Origin of the sequence: Pseudomonas sp. Z4-7 (genome assembly GCF_051131965.1) — a bacterium.
Taxonomy (GTDB): Bacteria; Pseudomonadota; Gammaproteobacteria; order Pseudomonadales; family Pseudomonadaceae; genus Aquipseudomonas.
Genome location: NZ_CP071642.1, coordinates 3143112 through 3165725, shown reverse-complemented (window position 1 = coordinate 3165725; position 22614 = coordinate 3143112). Strand labels below are relative to the sequence as shown.

Below are 22614 nucleotides of genomic sequence, written 5' to 3'. Positions count from 1 at the left end.
TTGTTGTAAATGCAGCTCAGTGTGGGGAGACCGATGGCAAGGCCGGGGCGCGGTCTTGCACGAGTCGTCGATAGGCATACAGCAGCAGTGAAAACATCAGGATGCCCAAGGCGATCAGCACCTCCTTCGCTCCGCCATAACCGGCCAGCTCGGCAGATGCGGCCCCGACCACGACCACTACGCCAGTGAACACGCTCAGCAGCCAGGCCACCGGCAGCCAGCCGCGTCCCAGACGCACCGGGCGCGGGTGCAACGGTGCGTCCTTGCGCAGCAAGATGAAGCCCGAAAGCGCGAAGAAGATGGCGGTCAGATAACCAATATTGGCCGTCACCAGAATTGCCAGGGGCGATGACAGGAAAAAGATCATCGCCAGGTTCACCGCCACCGCCACGCTCATGCAACGTCCGGGTACCTGGTGTTTGTTGAGCACACCCAATTGTTTGATGGTCAGTCCTTCCAGCGCCGTGCCGTACAACGCCCGCGAGCCATCGGCCAATGCCGCGTTCAACCCCATGAACAGCCCCACCAACAACGCAATCACGAAAAAGCTGCTCCAGCCCGTGCCCAGCACCGCGTTGAAGGCCGCAATGTAGAAACCGCTGGGGTTCTCCAGGGCCGCTTGCGGATCCACCAAGCCGCCCAGGCCGAAAGCTACTGCGGCAAACACCAGCACGGTGTAGCCACCTGAACTCATCAAAGCCAGGCGCATGTCCCGCTCGCTGCGATATTCGGGCCCGAAGGCTGCGCACATTTCGGTGCCATAGGCGCTCCAGCTGACCAGGAACATCCAGACCAACGCGGTGCGCAACGACTCCCAACCGAACGCCTCTCGCGCCTGCCAGGCCGATGCGAAGCGCTCCATGCTCCAGCCATGAGCCAGCAAAGGCGCCACTGCCAACACCAGGATCGGCACCAGCAGCAGCGCCCCCATATATTTTGAGACCGATGCGGCCAGATGGATGCCGCGACGATTGAATTGCCAGAAAAGCACGATCAAACCCGCTCCGATCATCTGGGCCAGGCCAATGCTGGCCAGACCTGTATCGAAGCTCCAGGTTTGCGAGGGAAACCACTGCGCCTGAATCAACGCTCCGGCGCTCACGCCAATGATCGACAACACCGCCGACCAGCCAAGCCAGTAACCAAAGGCGGCCAAGGGACCGACCCAGGCACAGCGTTTGCGCCAACCTTCGGCCGCGATCATTGCGATGCCGCCAGGTTTATCCGGAAACATTGCGCTGACTTCCAGGAAAATCCAGTTCTGACAAGCCCCGATGGCTGCCGAGCCCACCCAGAGCATAAGCGCGGCTACCGGACCGAGTGCACCGAGGGCGAAGCCGAAAGAAGCGAAGATCGAGCCTGACACCGCCATTGACAGTGCGAATGCATCGCTCCAGCGCAAGGTTTTCTGCAGGTGCGAAGCCGAGGCACAGGTATTGTTATTGGTTGTATCCACGGGAACAGACTCCAGCCGGGTAAGAAGCACAATCCCATTAGACGCCTCCCTGGCTGGCCAGGAACATGGTTGAGAATGTCGTGCACATGTCTGTCACTGCCATCGATAGGGAGATACTTGTCTTTTCAACATGCGTGCTACTAAATACTGCCGGTGTCGGAAGCGTGTCGACGGCCGATCCAATATAAAAACAAAACCGGCGTGCAGCCGGCAGCCGAGGTAACGATGTACAACACTTGGCAAACAGAACCGCTCTATACGGGCGCCCAGGGCTTCGAGGCCTGGCAACACGACCTCGGTCAGAAATGCGGAACCTTTCACGCCGAGCCGCCTTCCGGGCCCGGCCTCGCGAGCTTTACCGGCGCGATGAAAAATCTGACGGGCACAGATTCCGCGTTGGATGGCTCGCGCATCATCAGCAATTGCCAGCACTTGCACCGCGCCCGCAGCGATATTCGGGCCGATGACAAAGATTTTTTCTACCTGGTGCTGCAAGTCGGTGGTAGCGCATTGATGTGCCAGGCTGACAATCGCGCCCGCCTGGACAAGGGCGACCTAGTGTTGCTGGACATCACGCAGCCTTGCGATTTTTACTTCGATGCCCTGAGCGACCAGATGTCGCTGATCATTCCCCGCCAAGCGCTGCACCAACGCTTGGGGCAGAGGCAATTGATATTCAACCGTCCCTTGGTTGCCAGCAGCGCTTTGGGGGGCATGGCCGGCCTGATGACCCAACGGCTATTCGATTCTTCGAACCTGCTACCGCAAGAGAGTGCGGCATTGTTCGACGCATTGCTGATGCTGTTGCGCCCTGGGGTGAGCAGTGCAATCGAGGGCGGAGACTCCAGCGGCCAGGCGCAGAAACTGATCAAGGCAAAAATCCTGATCGAACGGCATCTTTGCGATAGCGAGTTGTGTGCCGAGCGTCTGGCAGAAGCCATCGGTACATCGGTCAGAAACCTGCATCGGCTCTTCGCCCAGCAAGGCACCACCATCGGCCGGCACATATTGGAACAGCGACTGCAACGCTGTGCCGAGACCATCAGCCAGGCAGCCGCCCATGAAAAAATCACCGCCATCGCCTACGCCTGGGGCTTCAATGATGTGAGCCATTTTTCCAAGGCGTTCAAGCTGCGATTCGGCATTTCTCCCCGCGACTATCGCCATCAGTTTTCAACCGAATGCAATTGACCCTCCGGCTTGTTGGAAATGTGTCACTCCAGCACAAGCGATGGCACTCGGCGCCAAGACATTGATTGCGCCCACTCCTAGGATGAAACCTCAATCGGAACCGGCCGTAAACGAGGAGACATCGTGAGCTATCAGATCGAACAAGAACTGAAGAACCAACCATTCGTGCCTGAAGAGCAATGGCCGACGCTTGAGGAAATGGCCGACGGATTTAATGAGTACAAATACGCTCCGTCCCTATTTCTGGCAGGAAAAAAAGCCAACCTTCGCTTTGCCAACGGTTGGCTGATCGAGCACCATTTTGTTGATGAGAATACGTTGACCTGGACCATCCTGGAGGGCGAAGGCACCGGTGAATCCGAAACAGAAACCTACGAAGCGGTGGAGGTTCGCCCCGGTATCTTTTTCATCGACTTCCTCAAGCCCGAACACCAGGAGTCGGCGACCCTGGTCTGGAAATACGAAACCGGTGATGTACTGGCGGCTGTCTCCCTTTTTTATGACAGAGGAGGCGAAAAACGTACGCGTACAGATTTCGTGACTGCCGTGGTCGATGGCGAGCCTGGGGGCGCGCCCATCGTTCAAGGGGCCGGCCTGGTCGGTAAGCGCGTGCTGTACCGCTACAGCGCGGACGATTGGTATGAGCACGTCTACTTCGGCGCGCAAACCATGGCCTGGCACTGCGTGAACGGGGCTGAGAAAGGTCTGGCCGACGTCGAGCGGTGCGCTTATTTCGATGTCGCCGATGACCTCTACGTGTTGTTCTGGACCGAAACGGTCATGCCTGTGGAATCGGTTATCGTCGTGGACCTTGCGCAGATGCGCTCCGTGGGTCGGTTCTTCTGTTGGGACCCGAAGCCAAGGAAACTGATTCACCTCACCTTTGGATCAAAAGCGACTGTGCTGAACGAAACGTCTTATCCCGTCGCCTTTTGAACGTAGGGATGTAAAAAAACCACTCATCGAGTGGTTTTTTATTCGACTCTATCGAGTTCATTCCAATCAATGCGCGGCTGCGCCATGACCGGCATATCTTTCGCCCTGCGGAAAGCCATGCACCCGCGCTCGGAGCGCGAGCGCCAGGCTGGCGAGCAGCAACACCAACAGCACCCAGGGAAAAGTGCTGACGCCCCATTGGCCAAGCAACACCCCGCCCAATAACCCGCCGCCGGCGATTGCGCTGTTCCACACCACCACGTTCATCGACAGCGCAACGTCGGCGCCCTCGCCTGCTGCGTCGGCCAAGGCCGCTCGCTGAGGATAGTAGACTGATCGTCTAGTAGAGAATAAGATCGCCCCCATGAGCAGCCCAAAGACCCGCGAAACCTCCGACGTCCGCCAGGAAATCCTTGATGTTGGCCAACGAATCATGGCCGCCAAAGGCTATTCCGCCGTGGGCCTGAATGAAATCCTGGCCACTGCGGGTGTGCCAAAAGGATCCTTCTACCACTACTTCGGCTCAAAAGACGCCTTCGGCGAGGCATTGCTTGAAAGCTACTTCGCGAGCTATCTCGCGGAGCTGGACGAGGTTCTCGCCCTGCCTGGCCTGACGATGGCTCAGCGTCTGATGAAGTATTGGGACATCTGGCAACAGACTCAATCGTTCCAGGATTGCCAGGGCAAATGCCTGGCGGTGAAGCTGGGCGTGGAAGTCGCCGACCTTTCAGAGGCGATGCGCGCGGTGCTCAAGCGCGGCACAGCGGGTATCACCGACCGCCTGGCCGTGGCGATCGAGAGCGGAATCGCCGAAGGCTCCCTGGAGTCCGTTGCCGAGCCTCATGCGGTCGCGCAAAGTCTCTATCAGCTGTGGGTCGGCGCCAGTGTGATGGTCAAGATCACCAAGAGTGTCCAGCCTTTCGAGACGGCAATGGCGACGACTCGCCAGATTCTCAGCCTTACCTGATCGGTACCGCCGCCTCCTTCATCAAAATCTGCCTATCCTGCCCCCCTCCAAAAAAACCGTGATGCGAAAAAACAAAAATATTACTAGACGACTGGTCTAATTTGAAATTAAGGTAGCCACACGTTCTACGCATCGCCAGGCAGCAGCTCGAGAAAGCCACCCGCCCAGAGGTTTGGGTGATGCCTTTTGCAGCTTGATTTTTTTGCTCAGGCGCTAGACGACTGGTCTATTCAAACTAATGCAGCACACTCTCAAACAGGACAACCGAAATGAAAGTTCTCATGGTACTGACCTCGCACGACACCCTCGGCACCACTGGCCGCAAGACCGGCTTCTGGCTCGAAGAGCTGGCGGCGCCCTACTACGCCTTCCTCGACGCCAAGGCCGAGATCGTTCTGGCTTCGCCTGAGGGTGGGCAGCCACCGCTTGATCCGAAGAGTAACGAGCCGTCCTTTCAGACTGACCTGACCCGGCGTTTCGAAGCCGACCCTGAAGCGACCGCCTTGCTTGCCAACACCGTGCGCCTGGACAGCGTCTCGCCAGACGATTTCGATGCAGTTTTCTACCCAGGCGGCCACGGCCCACTGTGGGACCTGGCCGAAGACCCGGTCTCGATCCGCTTGATCGAGTCTTTCCAGGCCGCCGGCAAGCCTGTCGCCTTGGTGTGCCACGCGCCTGGCGTGCTGCGCCACGTGAAAAAGCCTGACGGTACTCCGCTGGTCCAGGGCAAAAAAGTTGCCGGCTTCACCAATACCGAAGAAGCGGCGGTAGGCCTGACCGACGTCGTGCCATTCCTGGTCGAGGACATGCTCAAGGCCAACGGCGGCGTGTATTCGAAAGGCGCCGACTGGTCCTCCTACGTGGTGCGTGACGGTCTGCTGATCACCGGTCAGAACCCGGGTTCGTCAAGCGAAGCCGCGCAGGTCCTCATCGATCTGCTGAACGAGGCTTGAGCCTGTTCCGCGGGAGACGTCGCAGGTCTCCCGCCCTTATCGCGCCGATAGCTCGCCACCAAGGGATACTGTTATGAAATACAGCTCGCTGTTCGAACACACCTCGCTAGGCCCACTGACGCTGAAAAATCGCATCGTCATGCCGCCCCTGACCCGTCAACGCAGCGGCCAGCCCGGTGACGTGCCCACAGCCCTCCTGGCCCGCTATTACCAACAGCGCGCGAGTGCCGGCCTGATCATCAGCGAAGGCACCCAAATCGAACCCCGTGGCAAGGGTTATGCCTGGACGCCGGGCATCTACAGCCAGGCGCAGATCGATGGCTGGCGCACCGTCACCGAGGCGGTTCACGCTGAGGGCGGGGTGATTTTTGCCCAGCTCTGGCATGTCGGTCGCGTATCACACAGCGCACTGCAACCGGACAACGCCGCCCCTGTCGCACCGTCGGCGGTCCAGGCGAAAAAGGTCAAAGCCTTTATCGAAACCGGTCCCGGCACCGGCACGCTGGTCGAACCCTCCACTCCGCGCGAGCTGAGCGTGGCAGAGATCAAGGCGCTGGTCGAACTCTACGCCCAGGCCGCACGCAACGCCCTGGCGGCCGGTTTCGATGGCATCGAGATCCACGCGGCCAACGGTTATCTGGTCAACCAGTTCATTTCCGCCCATGCCAACCAGCGCACCGATGACTACGGCGGCTCGCTGCACAATCGCCTGCGTTTCCTGCGCGAAGTGGTCCGGGCCGTCAGCGCCGTGGTCGGGCCCGACCGCGTGGGCGTGCGCTTCACGCCGCTGTTCACCAGCACCGAAGAAGACCGCGTGTACATCGGCTTCGTCGAGGACGACCCGCACCAGACCTACATCGAAGCCATCAAGGTGCTTGAGCAGGCAGGCATCGCCTATCTGTCGATCGCCGAAGCGGACTGGCCGAATGCGCCGGACCTGCCCGAGGCGTTTCGGCGCGAGGTGCGAAGCACTTTCACCGGCCGCATCATCTATGCCGGGCTGTACACCGCTGACCGCGGGGCGCGCCTGATCGAGTCGGGCCTGGCCGATCTGGTCGCATTCGGCCGGCCGTTCATCGCCAACCCCGACCTGCCCCAGCGTATCGCCAATGGTTGGCCGCTCAACGCTCTTGATGCCACCGGACTGTACGGCGGTAATGAACAAGGATTCACCGATTACCCGCGGTATTCCCCATCCACAGTTGAACGTGAGGAAGCGGTCCCGGCGTTCTGACTCTACTGATTCAAGAACCGTGGCGAGGGAGCTTGCTCCCGCTGGGCTGCGTAGCGGCCCCTTTCGTGAGCGCCGCGCATTGGAACGCCAGCCCCTCCCTCCCCACGGATTTGCCGACGCCTTGAGATTTGAAAACTAGTCCTTGTCCCTCTTCAGGCTTTCAGGGCTGCCCGCACAAAGGCCATCCATGACCAGGTCCATCAACCTGGAGAAACGTGGATGCCATTCGCTCTGGCAATCCATTTGCCAGATTCCGGCAGTGGCCAGGAAAAAGTCGTCGCTGGTCACTCCGCTACGAATCGTGCCAGCCTTTTCATTCGCTCTCAAAAGCAATTCTGCCGCTGCCAGCATCGGCGCGTATCCCGACTTCCCGGGAAACTCATAGGCAGAAGCGGCCTGGCGTATTGCGCTCGCAAGTCCAGCCTTGGTCATCGCATATTCGGCGAGGCGGTCCATCCATTCCCGGAGGGCTTCCTTCGGTGGTTTCGTGGCGAGCAGTTGTTCCGCCAACGAAGCCACCTGCAGCATTTCGAATTGATAGACCTCGAATACCAATTTTTCGCGGGTGGCGAAGTGGCGATAGAACGTGCCCTGTCCTACCCCGGCCTTCTTCGCGATCGTGCTCAGCGGGACCGCGGGATCGAGGGTCAGCTCTGTCACGGCGACCTCCAGTATCCGTTCACGGTTTTTCTTGGCGTCAGCACGCATCACCAGTTCGTCAGGCATGAGCAAAAATTTTCCTTGAATGCATTGCTAAGCGGACATCTGTCCGGTACGTTGCGTAAGTGGACAGCTGTCCGCTTGAATTTCATCACCGGAGTTTACTATGAACCGCACTGGCAACACGATCCTGGTCACTGGTGGCACTTCAGGCATAGGCCTTGGCCTTACGCTCAGGCTTCACGAGGCGGGAAACAAGGTGATTATCGCGGGACGTCGCAAGGCGCTGCTCGACAAGGTCGTGTCGGAACATCCGGGTATCGAATCGATATTGCTGGATGTCTGCGATCCACAATCCATCCTGCATGCCAGCGAGACCCTTGCGATCAGCCATCCGAACCTGAACGTCCTGATCAACAACGCAGGCATCATGCAATGGGAGGACCTGACTGCGCCGGACAATCTGAGCACCGCCGAAGATATCGTGACCACCAACCTGCTCGGCACGATTCGCATGGTGTACGCGTTTACGCCGCATCTGGTCAAACAGCCCAGCGCAACGATTGTGAATGTCAGCTCCGCCCTGGCATTCGTCCCGCTGCCGGCGACGCCGACCTACAGCGCAACCAAAGCGGCCGTGCACTCCTTCACTCAAAGTCTTCGAGTACAGCTGGAGGCGTCCTCGGTCGAAGTCATCGAGCTTGCGCCGCCGGGTGTGCGGACCACTTTGCTTGGGCAGGAAAACGACGAACACGCCATGCCTCTGGAACAGTTCCTGGATGAAATCTTCGAACTCCTCGCCATCACTCCAACGCCACAGGAACTTGTCGTCGAACGTGCCAAGCCATTACGGTTTGCTGAAGCGAACGGCACGCATGACGAGGTTCTGAAAATGCTGGCGGGATACAAAGCGCCAGCTGAATGATGAAAAATTTGAAAGCTCTTTACGCGAGGCCATCGAAATGAAGATCGGAATTATCGGCGCGGGCAACATTGGAGCCACCCTTGCCCGCAAGCTCGCTGCGTGCGGCCATGAAATCAAGCTGGCGAACTCGAAGGGCCCTGAAAGCCTACAGAAACTCGCCAGCGAAATCGGTGTAAAGGCAGTGACCAGGGAAGAGGCTGTGTCTGGGGTGGACGCGGTTATCCTCTCGATCCCATTCGCAAAATACCCCGAACTCAGGCAGGCATTCAGTAACGTCCATGAAAAGACCGTCGTCATCGACACCTCCAATTACTATCCAGGCCGTGACGGGGCGATCAAGGACGTCGACGACGGCAAGCCCGAGAGCATCTGGGTCAGCGAACAGCTTGGCCGCCCGGTCATCAAGACCTGGAACGCCCTGCTCGCCGCCACGCTCGCCGACAAAGGCCAGCCAGCCGGGTCCTCAACACGCATAGCGTTACCTGTGGCAGGGAGCGATCCCGCCGCTTTGGCGGTTGCGCAGGATCTTGTCGAAGACACCGGCTTTAGCGCCTTTGTCGCTGGCAGCCTTGAAGACTCTTGGCGTCAGCAGCCAGGCACACCGGCTTACTGCACCGAGTTGACATTGCCGGCGTTGAAATTGGCGCTGGACGCGGCTGACAAAACTCGGGCGGCGCAAAACCGCGACGCGTTGATCGCCCGGTTCATGGCGCCCGGCAGTCAGTTTTCACATGAGCAAATCGTTGCCTTGAATCGCGCCATGACAGCCTGACTGTCTCGCCTGTCCTGACGGGCTCAAGATGTTCCTGAACCTCTATCGTTCCAGCCACTCGGGATGAAGCTGAACAAAGTGCGCTTGCAGCCATTCGAGAAGAACCTGCACTTGCGGCGCCAGGTGCGTCCGGCTTGGGTATAGCAACGACACTGGGCGAGGAGCTGGTCGACAGGGTCTTAGAATCTCCACCAAAGCGCCGCTTTCCAAATACCCGGCCACAGCGATGCCTGGCGCCTGGATTATTCCGAAGCCCGACACACCGCACTGCACGTACGCATTCGATTCAGTGACGGTGATGGCGGGGTTGCTTACAAACGCTCGATCCTTGCCTTCCACCATGAAATGCCAGGGCAATGGCCTGCTGCTCTGACCGGACAAGAAGTTCACGCCTCGATGGGCGGCCAGGTCGCCAAGTGTCTCGGGTTCGCCGTGCCTGGCGAGATATTCGGGCGCCGCGCACGTCACCATTGTCGCCCATGCAACGGGGCGAGCGACTAATGTCGAGTCCGGTAGATCACCTATGCGCAAAGCACAGTCTATGCCCTCTCCTATCAAGTCAACGGCTCGGTCGGTCACGCCCAGTATCACGTTGATGCCTGGGAAGGTGCTGGTGAACGCTTTCAGGCTTCTGATGAAATCCATTTGCGCGAAAGCGGTCGGGATATCGACGCGAAGTCGGCCCGTAAGCGTTGCCCCGGTGCGGTCGAACATCGAAGTTGCGGCAGAAATGTCCGCAAGAATCTCCTGTACCCGCCCATAGAATCGTTCGCCCTCGGCGGTGAGCGCCACCTTTCTGGTCGTGCGCTGGAAAAGGCGCACACCCAATGATGTTTCCAGCTCCTGAATGGAACGGGTGACCTGCGGCCGCCCTATATCCAGCGACTCGGCAGTTTTTGTGAAGCTGCCGAGTTCGGCAAGCCTGGCGAATAGGCGCATCGATTGCAGCAATTCCATGATGTCAGGCCCTGGGGAACGCTATTGTTGCCGCAGAATATAACAATCATGTCTTTGTTCACGCATTTATTGCGCCTCTCCAAAAGCGAACCATGTGCACAAGGCGAACCCTTTGCGGTTTGCCGTCACTGACTCGTTTGGAGATTCACAATGAAAGCCTGGCTATTAAAAGACTTCGGACTCGACAATCTGCAACTGGAAGAGACGGCTACCCCACGCCCGGGGCCCGGCGAATTGCTGGTCAAGGTTGGCGCTGTCTCGCTCAATTTTCGCGACAAGGCCATCGTTGACGGCATTTATGAGCCGCATAAGGTGCCCAAGCCCCTCATTCCCGTAAGTGATGCGGCCGGAACAGTGGTCGCGCTTGGTGATGGTGTGACGCGCTTCAAGATCGGTGATCGGGTCAACTCGCACCTGTACTCCCGTTGGCTGGATGGCGAGCCCGGACCCAATGAGCCGGATTACTGTTTTGGATCACCATTGCCCGGTGGCTTGGCCGAGTACATGATCATCCATCAGGAAAGCGCCGTGGGTGCGCCTGACAACATGAGCGATGAAGAGGCCGCTACGCTGCCGATTGCCGCGCTCACGGCATGGTATTCACTGGTGGACTTCGGGCAGATTGAGGCTGGACAAACCGTATTGGTCCAAGGCACTGGCGGTGTGTCCATATTTGCCGTGCAGATCGCAACTGCGCTTGGCGCCAAGGTGATCGCAACGTCGAGCAGCGACGAAAATCTGCAAGCTGTGAAGGGATTGGGGGCCATAGCAGGCGTCAACTACAGGAGTACGCCAGACTGGGCAGACGAAGTGCTGAAGCTGACCGAGGGTAAAGGCGTGGATCTGCTGCTGGATGTAGCCGGAGGCAGCGGCATCAATCAATCGATCGCAGCGACCAAGGCATCCGGGCGTATTGCGCAGATCGGCTTTTTGACCGGCCAGACTGCGGAACTCGAACTGATGCCTCTTATCTTTCGCCAGACAACCATTCGCGGTATTGCGGTGGCGCCGCGCTCATCGTTCGAGCGGATGAATGCATTCCTCAACCAACGCAGGATTCGTCCTGTGATCGATCAGGTGTATCCGTTCGAGAAAGCCCGGGAAGCTTACGAGCACCTGGCAAAAGGAGCATTTGGAAAAGTTGTAATCAAGATCGCCTGAACCGCTGAGGCGCCACCATGGCGCCTTTTTTTGCGGTAATGCCGCATCGCATCAAGACAAAGAAGCTTCCGCGCGTTGTTGCGCGGCTCCTTTGGGCCTGAACATCTGCTGCCACTCAAGCTGCGCCTGGACAACAGCGACCGCCTCCAGCACCTTCTGCGCCCAGCCCTCATCCTCCGGATGCACCACGACGACGCGAAAGCCATGGTCATCGCCTTCGAGCTGCACGCCTTCGGAGTCATCGACATGCAAGTCGATATCGAACGCCGGCGGGTACTTGGAGGGTGAGTTCTCCAGCCCATGCACCGTCAGGGCGCGGTTGTGCAGGACGCTGTTGACCACACCGTCGACGCGGATGCCGTACAGCAGCAGCCAACGGCGGATATAGGACGGCGTGCGGCCGGACGAGGTGTAGACCCAGATGCTGCAATCCTGGCGACGCAATTCCCGGATCAGCGAGCGGGTGCCCCGGCGCAGCGGCTCACCCAGCCAACGGTGAATGCAGGCCGGCAGCCGGCTTTGCTCGACTTCGCAGTGGTGGAGTTGGCAGGCGAGCGTGTCATCGATATCAAACGAAATCCGTATGCGCTGGCGCTTGAACAGCTGCGTCGGCAATGCGCCGCGGATGGCCTGCCCTACCCGGCCGCTGAATGTTCTGCATTTGACGTCCATCAATGACCACCTTGGGAAAGCGGCAAAGACTCGCCTTTGAGAAAAAACTTCATTGGATCGGGTGCCTGTTCTTCTAAAAACGCTGCGTATTTTTTCTTGATCTTGGGCAATTCGTACAACGCCTTGACGCCATGCTTGGCAGAGTTTCGTATCACCGAGGATGGGTTGAAATAGCCTTCGGCATTTTCCAGTGTCAGCACAAACGGCGGCAAGCCCGCGCGCATCAGCAGATAGCTGACAATAAGCGACCCACTGCGGTTGTTACCTTCGATGAACAACTGTGGCTTGCTGAGAATCCGTACATAGACGCCCGCCGCGCGCTTCCACACCGACTCGCTGCGATAGGCACAATACCAGTTGTACAAATCCTTGATGCCTCCTTCAACATTGTTGAAGAAATGCGCCTCGGTCGCTGCCAGGTGATGGGCGTATTCCAACCGGCGCGCCGGATCCCGGCCACAGAGCACCGTGGCGTTGATCTCCAGCATCAGGTTCAGTTGCTGCAGATCGAACAGGTCGACGCCGCGGGCAACATATTCGTCAACCAACGCATAACCTTCAAGCACATTCTGCAGCACTTCATCGGTCAACGGGTCACGCGGCTCGGTGAAGTGCCGGCTGAGCTGGGCGAAGCGGTCCTGCACTTCCCGTAGTGCGCGTTCAATCGCTGGCAAATCAAGGCGATGCGTAGCAGGCATTGGTGCTCCTTGGAAAACGCTTGGTAAATGTCTACCGGATGCCCGCCAAATCCATTTGGCTTCTGCAGGGATGCGGCCTTGACCTGATGGGTGGCTTAGCTGAACTTGCCGCTGATGTAATCGCCGGTCATCTGTTCACGCGGGTTGTCGAAAATCTGCGTCGTCGGGCCCATCTCGACCAGGTAACCGGTGCGCGTGCCCTGGGAAATATCCACCGAGAAAAACGCCGTGGTGTCAGCCACGCGGATGGCCTGCTGCATGTTGTGGGTCACCAGGGCGATGGTGTAGTCCTTCTTCAACTCGACCATCAGCTCCTCGACCCGCCGGGTAGCGATCGGGTCGAGTGCCGAACACGGTTCATCCAACAGCAGCACTTCCGGCTCGGTGGCGATGGCGCGGGCAATGCACAGGCGCTGTTGCTGGCCGCCGGAGAGCGACAGGCCGCTGACCTTGAGCTTGTCCTTGACTTCGTCCCACAGCGCGGCGCCTTGCAGCGCATGTTTGACCCGGTCACCGATGTCGCCCTTGTAGCGGTTGAGGCGCAGGCCAAACGCGACGTTGTCGAAAATGCTCATCGAAAACGGGTTCGGCTGCTGGAATACCATGCCGATGTAACGGCGCACGACCACCGGATCAACGCCCTTGCCGTAAACGTCCTGTCCGAGGAAATGCACGTGGCCTTCGAAACGGAAGCCTTTCACCAGGTCGTTCATCCGGTTGAGGCTGCGCAACACGGTGCTCTTGCCACAGCCGGAAGGACCGATGAACCCGGTGATCTTGTTTTTCTCGATCGGCACATGGCTGTCACGGACCGCCATGAAGTTGCCATAAAAAATCTTGTCCAGTTTGCAGTCCATGACTACAGGTGCCTGGGTGACAAACGGAGCGGCTATTTGCGCAGTGGATACGTTCAAGATCAGATGCTCCCGTTCTTAATACTTGGGCTTGCCGAAAATACGGCTGATGATGTTCACGAACAGCACGATCATCACCAGCACCAGTGAGGCCGCCCATGCGAGCTCGAGCTGGTTGTCGAAAGGCATCCCGGAGAAGTTGTAGATCAGCACCGCCAGCGAGGCCGTCGGGTTCATGACCTCGAGATTGCCCTGGTGGTAAATCCAGTAGTTGCTGAACAGCGCGGTAAACAGCAGCGGCGCGGTCTCGCCCGCGGCACGTGCCACGGCCAGCATGACGCCGGTGAGGATGGCCGGCATGCCGGTTGGCAAGACGATTTTCCAGATCACCTGGGAGCGGGTGCAGCCCATGCCATAGGCGGCATCCTTCATGATCTTGGGCACCATGCGCATCGACTCTTCCGCCGTCAGCACGACGATCGGCAGCATCAGCACGGCCAGTGCCACGCCGCCCGCCGGCGCCGAATAAGTACCGGTGGTCATCACCACCAGGGCGTAGGCAAATACCCCGGCCAGGATCGACGGCAGGCCGGTGAGCATCTTCGCGGCAAACCGCGCGGCGTTCCCCAACTTGCTGTCCGGCCCCAGCTCAGCCAGGAAGACGGCGGCCATGATGCCGATCGGCACCGCGATGGCTGCCGCGATACCGACCATCACGAAGGTACCGGCCATGGCGTTGCCGAAGCCGCCACCCATCTCGAAGCCGGTCGGCGGCAGTTCGGTAAAGACTTCCAGATTCAGGCGCGCGCCACCACGGGTGATCAGCATGTAAAGCACGGAAATCAGCGGCACGCTGGCGAGCAGCGCGCCGGTCCAGACCAGGGTGGTCAGGATCAGGCTGCGCAACGCGCGGCCTTCGAACTTGCGCTGCAGGCTGGGCATCGCGCCCGCTGGCGCGGTCAAGTCTGTTGCGGCAGTGAGGTCTGTCATCACTTATTACCCCGTTGGGCATACATCATGATCATCGAACCAAAAATGTTCACGATCAGCGTAATCAACATCAATACCAGGGCGGCATACATCAACACCTCGATCTCGTTCGGCCCGGCCTCGGGGAAGTTCAACGCCAGCAGGGCAGCAAGCGTGTTGGCCGGAGCAAACAGCGAGAGGGAAATGTTGTTGGCGTTGCCGACCAGCATGGCCAGCGCCATCGTCTCGCCCAGGGCGCGCCCGAGGCCCAGCACCAGGGAGCCGAAGATGCCGGTGGCGGCAGAAGGCACCATCACCTTGAGAATCGCTTCCCAGTGAGTCGTCCCCATGCCGTAGGCGGCCTGCTTGGTTTTCATCGGTACGCCGGTGAGCGCATCCTGCGAAACGGCGGCGATGGTTGGCAGAATCATGATCGCAAGCACCAGCGCCGCCGGTAGTAGCCCGGGCCCGCTGAGGGACGTGCCGAAAAAGGGTATCCAGCCGAGTTCGCTGTTCAGCCAGGTTGTCAGCGGTCGGATAGCCGGGATCACCACGTAGATCCCCCACAGGCCATAGACCACGCTGGGGATGGCCGCGAGCAGTTCAACGATGGTGCGGAAAATCGCCGCGAGCTTGGGCGGCAGGAAATCCTGGGTCAGGAAAATCGCCATGCTGACGCCGAAAAACCCAGCGATCAGCAACGCGATCAAGGCGCTGTAAAGCGTGCCCCAGATAGCCGGCAGGATGCCGTATTTGCCTTGGTTGACGTCCCAGACGCTGCCCAGGAGCACGTCGAAACCGTGTTTTTCCATGCCGGGAATTGCCTTGCGTCCCACCTCGAACACCAGCGCAAATACCAGCGCCAGAATCAGCACCACGCCGATGCGCGCTAGCGCACGGAAAGTGCGATCAACCAGGAAATCCTTCGTCGAGGGTGGCTGGCAGGCAGAGTCCGGATTAACCGGTACGACAAAAGGTTTGTTCATGGGCTAAGTCCGGAACAGGGGGAAAACTCCCCCGGCGTGGCGCAGACGCACACACCGAGAGAGACCTCACGGTGTTACTGAATGTTGGCGGATGCCTTGCGAACCTGCTCGACGACCGATGCCGGCAATGGGATGTAACCCATCGAATCGGCAATCTTCTGCCCCTCGGTCAGGCTGTATTCGACCATTTCACGCATGGCCTTGGCCTTGGCCGGGTTGCCGTTGTCCTTGCGGAAGATCATCCAGGTGTAGGACGTGATCGGGTAGGACTTGGCGCCGTCCGGATCCGGCAGCCAGGCCACCAGGTTTTCCGGCATCTTCACCGCCGCCAGCGCCTCTGCGCCGCTCTCGGCGTTCGGCACGACGTAGTTGCCGGCCTTGTTCTGCAGTTGGGCGAAGTCGACCTTGGCGAGCTTGGCGAAGCCGTATTCGATATAGCCAATCGCGCCCGGGGTCTGACGCACGGTAGCGGTCACACCATCGTTTTTCGGCGACTTGATGAACTTGTCACTGGCCGGCCAGTTGACGGTGTTGCCCTCGCCCAGCGCCGTCTTGAACTCCGGGTTGATGGTTGCCAGGTGCTTGGTGAACACTGCGGTGGTACCGCTGGAGTCCGCACGTACAACGACGGTGATCGGCGTATCGGTGAGTTTCAGGTCCGGGTTGGCGGCGGCGATCTGCGGATCGTTCCATTTGGTGATCTTGCCCAGGAAGATGTTCGAGTACACATCGCGTGGCAGCTTGAGGCCCTTGGGATTGCCCGGCAGGTTGTAGGCCAGCACGATTTCACCGGCGGTCATCGGCAACAACTGCACGCCTTCGGCAACCTTGGCGATGTCTTCTTCTTTCATCGCCGAGTCACTGGCGGCGAAATCAACGGTCTTGTTCAGGAAGTCCTGTACGCCCGCACCGCTGCCCTTGGATTGGTAATCCACGGTGACACCGTCGGATTTCTTGCTGAAATCCTTGAACCAGGTCAGGTAGATCGGAGCTGGAAAACTCGCCCCAGAGCCCGTCAGACGGACGTTCTCTGCAGCGAAGGACGCCGAGGTGGCACAAAGAGAAACCGTAACGGCGAGCGCAGCAGACTTCATCAAACTTTTCATTAAAAGAAATTCCTTGTGATGACGGGCCGGGGAACTCTGCAACATTCTTGTTACGGTTTTATGAATGCGCAGTGGCAAAGTGCACTTATGTCCTTCAGATAGCGCCTACAGCACGTTGGCTGTTGTAATCGCCCCGTAACAAATTGCGACTAACACTTCGCCATCTCCTACGACGCGAGCCCACAACCATGTCCTCGACAGACGACACCTTGATACAGCGCATCCACCGGGAACTGCTCGATCACAGCGATGAAGAACTGGAGTTGGAGCTGGCCGAAGACGGACACGACCTGGATGCCCTGTTCGATGGACAGGCTCCAGAAGGATCAGAAAAGGAAGCCCGGAGAATCTATTTCAGCGAACTGTTCCGCCTGCAAGGCGAACTGGTGAAGCTGCAAAGCTGGGTGGTCAAGACGGGCCACAAGGTGGTGATCCTCTTCGAAGGGCGCGACGCGGCCGGCAAAGGCGGAGTCATCAAACGTATCACTCAGCGGCTCAACCCTCGAGTCTGCCGGGTGGCCGCCCTGCCCGCCCCGAACGACCGCGAACGCACCCAATGGTATTTCCAGCGCTACGTTTCACACTTGCCGGCGGCCGGTGAAATCGTCCTGTTCGATCGCAGCTGGTACAACCGCGCAGGCGTCGAACAGGTCATGGGTTTTTGCAACGACGATCAGTACGAAGAGTTCTTCCGGACCGTGCCCGAGTTCGAGCGCATGCTGGCCCGCTCAGGCATCCAGCTGATCAAGTACTGGTTCTCCATTTCCGACCAGGAACAGCACCTGCGCTTCCTCAGCCGTATCCACGACCCGCTCAAGCAATGGAAACTCAGCCCCATGGACCTGGAATCCCGGCGGCGCTGGGAGGCGTATACAAAGGCCAAGGAGATCATGCTTGAACGCACCCATATCGCCGAGGCGCCGTGGTGGGTGGTGCAAGCCGACGACAAGAAAAAAGCGCGACTCAACTGTATCCACCACCTGCTCGGCCAGATGCCCTATGAAGAAGTCGAGCTCCCGGTGATCGAACTACCGGAACGCGTCAGGCAGGAAGACTACTTCCGCAGTCCGACGCCGCCAGAAATCGTCGTTCCTCAGGTTTATTGAGATAACCGGATGGGTCGCCCGGCGCAGGGCGCCCCCTTCTATCGCCTGACATGTTCCTGTCAGCCTCCCGTCACCCTGACGTCAGATCGTCCCGCCTAAAGTAACGCCAGGATTGTTCCTGCGGCGCCAGCGCCAACCTGTGGGAGCGAGCCTGCTCGCGAAGACGTCAGCACATCCCATATCGATGCAAGCTGGACCGGCGCTTTCGCGAGCGGGCTCGCTCCCACGGGGTCCTGGCTTGAGCAAGGATTTGAATCCGCCGTTGTTTTTTTGCTGGAGCTCTTGTCATCAGCCGGAAGGAGACACGTAATGAACCACCCTGACGGGCACGACAGCGCACTTGACCACTTCATCTGGCCGATGACGCCAGACGGCATTCTGAGCCGCAGAGACCTGTTGCTTCGCCTGGGCGCTGAACGCCGGCTCATGGTCGCACAGGACCCTACGTGCAGGCGCGATCAACGTGACTACTTGCTTTCGCTGATCGATTCGGCCTCGACACTGAACCACGGCGCTGAGCAACGTTCAGGCTTCGACGCCCAGCGAATGCGTAATGTCATCACCGAAGCCGCCACGAAAAGCCATTGGGGCAAGCCTTCGGGAGGTCGCCGAACGCAGGGCATCGCCGCCCACTACGATGAGCAGAGCTACATGGCCGCGGTGCTCGATGTCGAGCTGAGCGACGAGGGTCGCCTGATTGTGCATGACACGGTGTTTGTCGCGGACCTGGGCGCTGTAGAAAATCCCGGCCGCCTGCGCGCTCAGTTGGAAGGCGCGTGCCTGATGGGCGTCGCGTTCGTGGCCTCTGCTGAATTTGGCGCGACGGCCGCTGATCTGTGCCCCACCCTCGCCCAGCGGCCCCGCTGGCCACTCGTCTCATGGCTGCCAGGGCACATCGCGGTACACTTGATCAACCCCACGGGTGTGCTCCAGGCCCGCCAGCCCAGCCAGGTGAGCTACGTACCCGTCGTCCGGGCCTTGTGCAATGCCATCGGCAAAGCCTCGGCCAACCGCACCAGCGATTTGCCGCTCGGAAGCCGGTTGCTCGAAAGAACGGGCGGACGTTAAGTCACTGCCGGCTTCAAATCAAACCCAGTGTCAGGGCCTTCAGCGTCGCCGCCGCCCGGGTGGTGCATTGAAGCTTGCGGAACACGCTTTCGACATGGGTGCGCACCGTGCTCGGGCTGATACCCAGCTGGCGCGCCACCTCCTTGTTGCTTCCCCCGGTACTGATGCGCCGAAGAATCTCGGTTTCACGCTCGGAGAGCAGTCCACCGCCCGGCTTGCAGGCTGTCATCGTGGTCTCCCCGCGTGACGCCGCCATTACCGCCTGGCAGGCCCGATGATCGAACCGTCCCTGATCCGCCTCGGCCAACAACAGGCAACTCGCTTCGTCGTGACTCAAGGCCGGCCGCCACGGCCGCTCGCTGAGCATCGCCTGCCAAGCCAGGGCCGCGGCGAGCAAACGATGTTCGGTTTGCAATGTGTCGCCGCCCAGGCTGCGGAAATAACCGCTGCCATCCAGGCGCTCATAGGCATGCGCTGCCAGCTGGCCCGGCACCGCCAGGGCGGGTATCTGGCCACAGGCTCGCGATGTCCAGTAGGGCACCAACCGCACTTGCTCAAGGTCCCCGTCGAGCAAGGCTCCCGGTGTATTCCAGAGGCGATTGGGCACCGCCGCGCGGCCGATGCCATGGATCAGCGCCGCCTGGCCGAGATGGTCAATGGCCGGCGCCGACAGCCCGGAAAGCCTGGCGGCCTCCCGAACCAGCTCCGAGGCACGTCGCGAGTACCCCGCCAGCCACGGCAGCTTTAGATCGATCACATCAGCAACCAGGCTCAACGGCACCTGTGCCGTGGCTACCTGCGGATCAACTGACTGCGGCGTGCGCAGTTGATCCAGCCAATCTTCGGCGTTTTGCAGCATTTCAGCGGCAAGCGCTGCCGGATAACGGCGATCGCGCTTGCTGGCAATCCATTGCAATGCGCTCTCCAGCCCATGCGTACGGGACAGAATCTCCAGGTCCCCCGCCAGCAACACTTGATAAACCACCTCTGGCACCTGCGGATGTCGCAGGCCGGATGGCCTTCCCTCACCGTCGTATTGCTCGAACACATGACGCAGACCCTGTTCGACTTCGGTCTTCAAACCCAATGTGTGAGCGATATCACCGGACACTTCGCAATGAATCTGGGCCAGCGGCGTCGACCGGCGCATCGCCCGCTGCCCCGCCTCGCTGAGGGTATGCGTCAGCATTGCGTTGCGGCCCTCGACGTCATCGCCCAGCAGCCGGGTGAAGCCCTCGGCATTGGCGGTGCAGCCTGACCAGCGCAGCAAGGCCACCTGGCGTCCGGTCTCGGTGTGCTCGCCAGCACCGTTGCAAGTCTGCGCGAGCATCTGCACCAAGCGGGCGGTGCGACGCGACTGATCGAACGGCTGGCCCATGCTCAGGTCGCCGACCATGGACAACGCCAGGATGGCGTCTTCCACTGCGATACAGTCAGCTGTCGTCATCTCGTTTCCTCCGCGTATCCGATTGAATGTTGATGGCCTCGGATAAACGACCGATACCCGGGCCGCCGAGTATCGCCGAAACTGCGCTCACCCCAAACAGGAGATCGCATCATGTTCAAACCCAAGGCCCTTGCCCTCACAATCGCCATGACCGGTTCATTGTTCGGCGGCGCCGTCCATGCCGCGCCGCAACAGCCTTCAGTCGTGATCGTCCATGGCGCTTTCGCCGACGGCTCCGACTGGGGCAAGGTCGTCCCACTGCTGCAGGCGGAAGGCATCAAGGTCACTGTCGTACAAAACCCGCTGACTTCGCTGGCTGACGATGTCGCCGCCACGCAGCGTGTACTGAACAACCAGGAGAGCGACGTCGTGTTGGTCGGCCATTCCTGGGGCGGCACCGTCATCAGCGAGGCCGGCACCGACAAGAAAGTCCGCAGCCTGGTGTACGTCGCCGCGTTTGCTCCGGATGCCGGTCAAGCCGTCAAGGACCTGGGCAAGGAATACCCGGCTCCATCCGGCGTGAAAGACATCGCCGCCGACAAGAACGGCTTCCTCTACATGACCACCGAGGGCATGGCTCGCGGTTTTGCCCAGGACCTTCCCCCAGCACAAACCGCGGTAATGGCCGCGACGCAAGGGCCGATTCGCGCTTCGGCTTTCGATGACAAGACCAGCGCCGCTGCCTGGAAAGGCAAGCCAAGCTGGTACATCGTGGCCAAGGAAGACCGGATGATCCAGCCGGATCTGCAAAGGGCTTTCGCCAAGAAGATCGGTGCCAAGGTCAGCGAAATCGAAGCCAGCCACGTGCCACAGCAATCACGCCCGGCAGACGTCGCAAAAGTCATCATCCAGGCCGTACAGAAGAGCCAGTAACTCAGGCCGCTGCTGCGCTGAACTCGACAACAATTAGCCTGCAAAGGAAGCCCGCTCATGCCCGTGAATCCCGCCCTGAAGAAGCACCATTACGACTTTATTGTCTGCGGGGCGGGGACTGCCGGTTCCGTCGTTGCAGGACGGCTGGCCGAGAATCCCGAGGTCCAGGTATTGCTCATCGAGGCCGGCGGTGGCGATGAGCATCCACATGTGCTGGAACCGCAGCATTGGCCGTTGAACCTGGGCAGCGAGCGCGATTGGAACTTCGTCGGTGCAGCCAACCCTCACCTCAACGACAGGAAGATGCCCTTGAACATGGGACGCGGGTTGGGCGGCGGGTCCAGCGTCAATGTCATGCTGTGGGCCCGAGGCCACAAGAACGACTGGGAAGACTTCGCCGTCGACAGCGGCGATCCTGCTTGGGGCTACGCCTCGGTCCTGAAGATCTATCAACGCGTGGAAGACTATCGGGGCATCGCCGATCCGCTGCGTCGCGGCAGCGGCGGGCCGGTTCATGTTGCGCCTGTCCAGGACGCGCAACCGATTGCCAACGCCATGCTCAGTGCAGCTGCCGCAATGGGTATCCCCACCTTTGAAAACCCCAACGGCGCCATGATGGAGGGCCGCGGAGGTGCGGCCTTGAACGATCTCATCGTCAAGGATGGCCGGCGTCATTCGATCTACCGCGCCTACGTCGCTCCACGCTGTGGCCAGCCCAACCTCACCGTCTTGACCGATACGCTTGTCAGCCGGGTGCTCTTCAGCGAGCAACGCGCCATCGGCGTGCAGACCATCAGCAATGGCCAGGCCGAGTGCTTCTACGCCGAGCACGAAGTCATTCTTTCGCTGGGCGCGGTCAATACGCCCAAGGTCCTGATGCAATCTGGCGTGGGGCCGGAGGATGAATTGCAGCGCCATGGCATTGCGCTCGTCCAGCACCTGCCCGGCGTCGGCGCCAACCATCAGGATCACGTGTCCTTTGCGGTTATCTTCGAATACGCGAGGCCACAACCGGTGGGTTACGGCGGCTCGGAGGCGACGCTCTACTGGAGCAGCGAAAGCGCCTTGCATCTTCCGGACATGTTCCACTGCCAGGTTGAATTTCCAGTGCCCAGCGCAGAGACCGCCGCACTCGGTGTTCCCGCCCATGGCTGGACGATGTTCGCTGGCCTTGCCCACCCGCAAAGTCGCGGGCGGATCACGCTCAGCGGCCCGGACGTGAGCGATGCCCCGATCATTCAACCCAACACCCTGTCGCACCCGACCGATCGGCGCAACGCCCTGGAAAACATTCGTTTCGTCCAGGAGCTGGGCACCCAGACGCCGTTCAAGGGCTTGGTAAAGGGCGAAAGCCTGCCTGGAAAACTGCACACCCAAGCGTTGGAACACTATGCTCGCAACGCTGCAGTGACCTATTGGCACCAGTGCGGTACGGCAAAGATGGGCCGGGACGCGATGTCCGTGGTGGACGGTCAATTACGCGTCTACGGAGTCCAGGGCCTGCGCATTGCCGATGCGTCCATCCTGCCCCATGTCACGAGCGGCAACACGATGGCGCCCTGCGTCGTGATCGGTGAGCGGGCCGTGGAAGCTATCCGCGCCACCTACGAGCTATAAGCATCG

General features: G+C 59.9%; 22 protein-coding genes and 1 pseudogene. 12 read left to right on the top strand and 11 right to left on the bottom strand.

Annotated features, from left to right (window positions below):
- Positions 1-16 precede the first annotated feature (16 nt).
- Positions 17-1456, bottom strand: coding sequence for an APC family permease (locus J3P91_RS14325; RefSeq protein WP_434600781.1), 1440 nt, complete (start codon positions 1454-1456; stop codon positions 17-19).
- A 225-nt stretch (positions 1457-1681) separates the two neighbouring features.
- Between J3P91_RS14325 and feaR the strand changes: the two genes are divergently transcribed.
- Entirely contained in the window at positions 1682-2647 is a 966-nt protein-coding gene (gene feaR, locus J3P91_RS14320; RefSeq protein WP_434600780.1) for a transcriptional regulator FeaR, read from the top strand.
- 123 nt (positions 2648-2770) lie between these two features.
- Entirely contained in the window at positions 2771-3583 is an 813-nt protein-coding gene (locus tag J3P91_RS14315) for a molybdenum cofactor biosynthesis F family protein (RefSeq protein WP_434600779.1), read from the top strand.
- 66 nt (positions 3584-3649) lie between these two features.
- Here J3P91_RS14315 and J3P91_RS14310 read toward each other — a convergent pair.
- Positions 3650-3901 (bottom strand): annotated as a pseudogene (locus J3P91_RS14310) (MFS transporter); the annotation flags it as partial.
- Positions 3902-3947: 46 nt separating this feature from the next.
- Between J3P91_RS14310 and J3P91_RS14305 the strand changes: the two are divergent.
- The 3 genes from J3P91_RS14305 to J3P91_RS14295 all read left to right on the top strand — a co-directional run bounded on the left by J3P91_RS14305 (position 3948) and on the right by J3P91_RS14295 (position 6737).
- Complete coding sequence (locus tag J3P91_RS14305) at positions 3948-4550, top strand: TetR/AcrR family transcriptional regulator (RefSeq protein ID WP_434600778.1); 603 nt, start codon at positions 3948-3950, stop codon at positions 4548-4550.
- A gap of 269 nt (positions 4551-4819) precedes the next feature.
- Entirely contained in the window at positions 4820-5503 is a 684-nt protein-coding gene (locus J3P91_RS14300; protein ID WP_434600777.1) for a type 1 glutamine amidotransferase domain-containing protein, read from the top strand.
- 73 nt (positions 5504-5576) lie between these two features.
- Positions 5577-6737 (top strand): alkene reductase, encoded by a 1161-nt coding sequence (locus tag J3P91_RS14295; RefSeq protein WP_434600776.1) that lies wholly within the window; start codon positions 5577-5579, stop codon positions 6735-6737.
- A 135-nt stretch (positions 6738-6872) separates the two neighbouring features.
- Here the strand turns inward: J3P91_RS14295 and J3P91_RS14290 are convergent, their stop codons facing one another.
- Positions 6873-7463, bottom strand: coding sequence for a TetR/AcrR family transcriptional regulator (locus tag J3P91_RS14290; RefSeq protein ID WP_434568424.1), 591 nt, complete (start codon positions 7461-7463; stop codon positions 6873-6875).
- Between the two features lie 100 nt (positions 7464-7563).
- On the opposite strand from J3P91_RS14290, the gene J3P91_RS14285 reads away from it, so the two are divergent.
- Together J3P91_RS14285 and J3P91_RS14280 are read left to right on the top strand one after the other, a co-directional pair.
- Positions 7564-8322: an SDR family oxidoreductase gene (locus tag J3P91_RS14285; protein ID WP_434600775.1), complete on the top strand. Its 759-nt coding sequence runs from the start codon at positions 7564-7566 to the stop codon at positions 8320-8322.
- A gap of 37 nt (positions 8323-8359) precedes the next feature.
- Positions 8360-9094 carry an NADPH-dependent F420 reductase gene (locus J3P91_RS14280; protein ID WP_434600774.1) on the top strand — a complete coding sequence of 245 codons (735 nt, stop codon included), beginning with the start codon at positions 8360-8362 and terminating at the stop codon, positions 9092-9094.
- 42 nt (positions 9095-9136) lie between these two features.
- Here the strand turns inward: J3P91_RS14280 and J3P91_RS14275 are convergent, their stop codons facing one another.
- Entirely contained in the window at positions 9137-10051 is a 915-nt protein-coding gene (locus J3P91_RS14275) for a LysR substrate-binding domain-containing protein (RefSeq protein WP_434600773.1), read from the bottom strand.
- 150 nt (positions 10052-10201) lie between these two features.
- Between J3P91_RS14275 and J3P91_RS14270 the strand changes: the two genes are divergently transcribed.
- Positions 10202-11212 carry a zinc-dependent alcohol dehydrogenase family protein gene (locus J3P91_RS14270; RefSeq protein WP_434600772.1) on the top strand — a complete coding sequence of 337 codons (1011 nt, stop codon included), beginning with the start codon at positions 10202-10204 and terminating at the stop codon, positions 11210-11212.
- Between the two features lie 51 nt (positions 11213-11263).
- On the opposite strand, the gene J3P91_RS14265 is transcribed toward J3P91_RS14270, so the two are convergent.
- From J3P91_RS14265 to pstS, 6 genes are all read right to left on the bottom strand, one after another.
- Positions 11264-11884: a hypothetical protein gene (locus J3P91_RS14265; protein ID WP_434568427.1), complete on the bottom strand. Its 621-nt coding sequence runs from the start codon at positions 11882-11884 to the stop codon at positions 11264-11266.
- Positions 11884-12582 carry a hypothetical protein gene (locus J3P91_RS14260; RefSeq protein ID WP_305501063.1) on the bottom strand — a complete coding sequence of 233 codons (699 nt, stop codon included), beginning with the start codon at positions 12580-12582 and terminating at the stop codon, positions 11884-11886. Before J3P91_RS14260 ends, J3P91_RS14265 begins: the two co-directional genes overlap by 1 nt.
- Positions 12583-12677: 95 nt before the next feature.
- On the bottom strand, positions 12678-13439 hold the full coding sequence (gene pstB / locus J3P91_RS14255) for a phosphate ABC transporter ATP-binding protein PstB (protein WP_025214260.1): 762 nt from the start codon (positions 13437-13439) through the stop codon (positions 12678-12680).
- Positions 13440-13514: 75 nt separating this feature from the next.
- Complete coding sequence (gene pstA / locus J3P91_RS14250) at positions 13515-14426, bottom strand: phosphate ABC transporter permease PstA (RefSeq protein WP_434600771.1); 912 nt, start codon at positions 14424-14426, stop codon at positions 13515-13517.
- The gene (pstC, locus tag J3P91_RS14245; RefSeq protein ID WP_305501066.1) at positions 14426-15391 is read right to left on the bottom strand and encodes a phosphate ABC transporter permease subunit PstC; all 966 of its coding nucleotides are present in this window, start codon (positions 15389-15391) and stop codon (positions 14426-14428) included. The genes pstA and pstC overlap by 1 nt, the downstream gene beginning before the upstream one ends.
- Before the next feature lie 74 nt (positions 15392-15465).
- Complete coding sequence (pstS, locus tag J3P91_RS14240; protein WP_434600770.1) at positions 15466-16497, bottom strand: phosphate ABC transporter substrate-binding protein PstS; 1032 nt, start codon at positions 16495-16497, stop codon at positions 15466-15468.
- Positions 16498-16685: 188 nt separating this feature from the next.
- On the opposite strand from pstS, the gene ppk2 reads away from it, so the two are divergent.
- Both ppk2 and J3P91_RS14230 read left to right on the top strand, forming a co-directional pair.
- The gene (gene ppk2 / locus J3P91_RS14235) at positions 16686-17603 is read left to right on the top strand and encodes a polyphosphate kinase 2 (protein WP_434600769.1); all 918 of its coding nucleotides are present in this window, start codon (positions 16686-16688) and stop codon (positions 17601-17603) included.
- A 309-nt stretch (positions 17604-17912) separates the two neighbouring features.
- Positions 17913-18671: a hypothetical protein gene (locus J3P91_RS14230; RefSeq protein ID WP_434600768.1), complete on the top strand. Its 759-nt coding sequence runs from the start codon at positions 17913-17915 to the stop codon at positions 18669-18671.
- Between the two features lie 13 nt (positions 18672-18684).
- Here J3P91_RS14230 and J3P91_RS14225 read toward each other — a convergent pair whose 3' ends face one another.
- Entirely contained in the window at positions 18685-20118 is a 1434-nt protein-coding gene (locus J3P91_RS14225; protein WP_434600767.1) for an HD domain-containing phosphohydrolase, read from the bottom strand.
- A gap of 111 nt (positions 20119-20229) precedes the next feature.
- Here J3P91_RS14225 and J3P91_RS14220 point away from each other — a divergent pair, with 111 nt between their 5' ends.
- A complete protein-coding gene (locus J3P91_RS14220) occupies positions 20230-20991 on the top strand; it encodes an alpha/beta hydrolase (protein WP_434600766.1) in 762 nt (253 codons plus the stop codon).
- A 57-nt stretch (positions 20992-21048) separates the two neighbouring features.
- Entirely contained in the window at positions 21049-22608 is a 1560-nt protein-coding gene (locus J3P91_RS14215; protein WP_434600765.1) for a GMC family oxidoreductase, read from the top strand.
- Positions 22609-22614 lie beyond the last annotated feature (6 nt).

What these genes read in the sequence shown, in the direction of transcription:
- feaR (WP_434600780.1), top strand. Translation starts at nt 1,682, where the DNA reads ATGTACAACACTTGGCAAACAGAACCGCTCTATACGGGCGCCCAGGGC.
- J3P91_RS14305 (WP_434600778.1), top strand. Translation starts at nt 3,948, where the DNA reads ATGAGCAGCCCAAAGACCCGCGAAACCTCCGACGTCCGCCAGGAAATC.
- J3P91_RS14300 (WP_434600777.1), top strand. Translation starts at nt 4,820, where the DNA reads ATGAAAGTTCTCATGGTACTGACCTCGCACGACACCCTCGGCACCACT.
- J3P91_RS14295 (WP_434600776.1), top strand. Translation starts at nt 5,577, where the DNA reads ATGAAATACAGCTCGCTGTTCGAACACACCTCGCTAGGCCCACTGACG.
- J3P91_RS14290 (WP_434568424.1), bottom strand. Translation starts at nt 7,463, where the DNA reads ATGCCTGACGAACTGGTGATGCGTGCTGACGCCAAGAAAAACCGTGAA.
- J3P91_RS14285 (WP_434600775.1), top strand. Translation starts at nt 7,564, where the DNA reads ATGAACCGCACTGGCAACACGATCCTGGTCACTGGTGGCACTTCAGGC.
- J3P91_RS14280 (WP_434600774.1), top strand. Translation starts at nt 8,360, where the DNA reads ATGAAGATCGGAATTATCGGCGCGGGCAACATTGGAGCCACCCTTGCC.
- J3P91_RS14275 (WP_434600773.1), bottom strand. Translation starts at nt 10,051, where the DNA reads ATGGAATTGCTGCAATCGATGCGCCTATTCGCCAGGCTTGCCGAACTC.
- J3P91_RS14270 (WP_434600772.1), top strand. Translation starts at nt 10,202, where the DNA reads ATGAAAGCCTGGCTATTAAAAGACTTCGGACTCGACAATCTGCAACTG.
- J3P91_RS14265 (WP_434568427.1), bottom strand. Translation starts at nt 11,884, where the DNA reads ATGGACGTCAAATGCAGAACATTCAGCGGCCGGGTAGGGCAGGCCATC.
- J3P91_RS14260 (WP_305501063.1), bottom strand. Translation starts at nt 12,582, where the DNA reads ATGCCTGCTACGCATCGCCTTGATTTGCCAGCGATTGAACGCGCACTA.
- pstB (WP_025214260.1), bottom strand. Translation starts at nt 13,439, where the DNA reads ATGGACTGCAAACTGGACAAGATTTTTTATGGCAACTTCATGGCGGTC.
- pstA (WP_434600771.1), bottom strand. Translation starts at nt 14,426, where the DNA reads ATGACAGACCTCACTGCCGCAACAGACTTGACCGCGCCAGCGGGCGCG.
- pstC (WP_305501066.1), bottom strand. Translation starts at nt 15,391, where the DNA reads ATGAACAAACCTTTTGTCGTACCGGTTAATCCGGACTCTGCCTGCCAG.
- pstS (WP_434600770.1), bottom strand. Translation starts at nt 16,497, where the DNA reads ATGAAAAGTTTGATGAAGTCTGCTGCGCTCGCCGTTACGGTTTCTCTT.
- ppk2 (WP_434600769.1), top strand. Translation starts at nt 16,686, where the DNA reads ATGTCCTCGACAGACGACACCTTGATACAGCGCATCCACCGGGAACTG.
- J3P91_RS14230 (WP_434600768.1), top strand. Translation starts at nt 17,913, where the DNA reads ATGAACCACCCTGACGGGCACGACAGCGCACTTGACCACTTCATCTGG.
- J3P91_RS14225 (WP_434600767.1), bottom strand. Translation starts at nt 20,118, where the DNA reads ATGACGACAGCTGACTGTATCGCAGTGGAAGACGCCATCCTGGCGTTG.
- J3P91_RS14220 (WP_434600766.1), top strand. Translation starts at nt 20,230, where the DNA reads ATGTTCAAACCCAAGGCCCTTGCCCTCACAATCGCCATGACCGGTTCA.
- J3P91_RS14215 (WP_434600765.1), top strand. Translation starts at nt 21,049, where the DNA reads ATGCCCGTGAATCCCGCCCTGAAGAAGCACCATTACGACTTTATTGTC.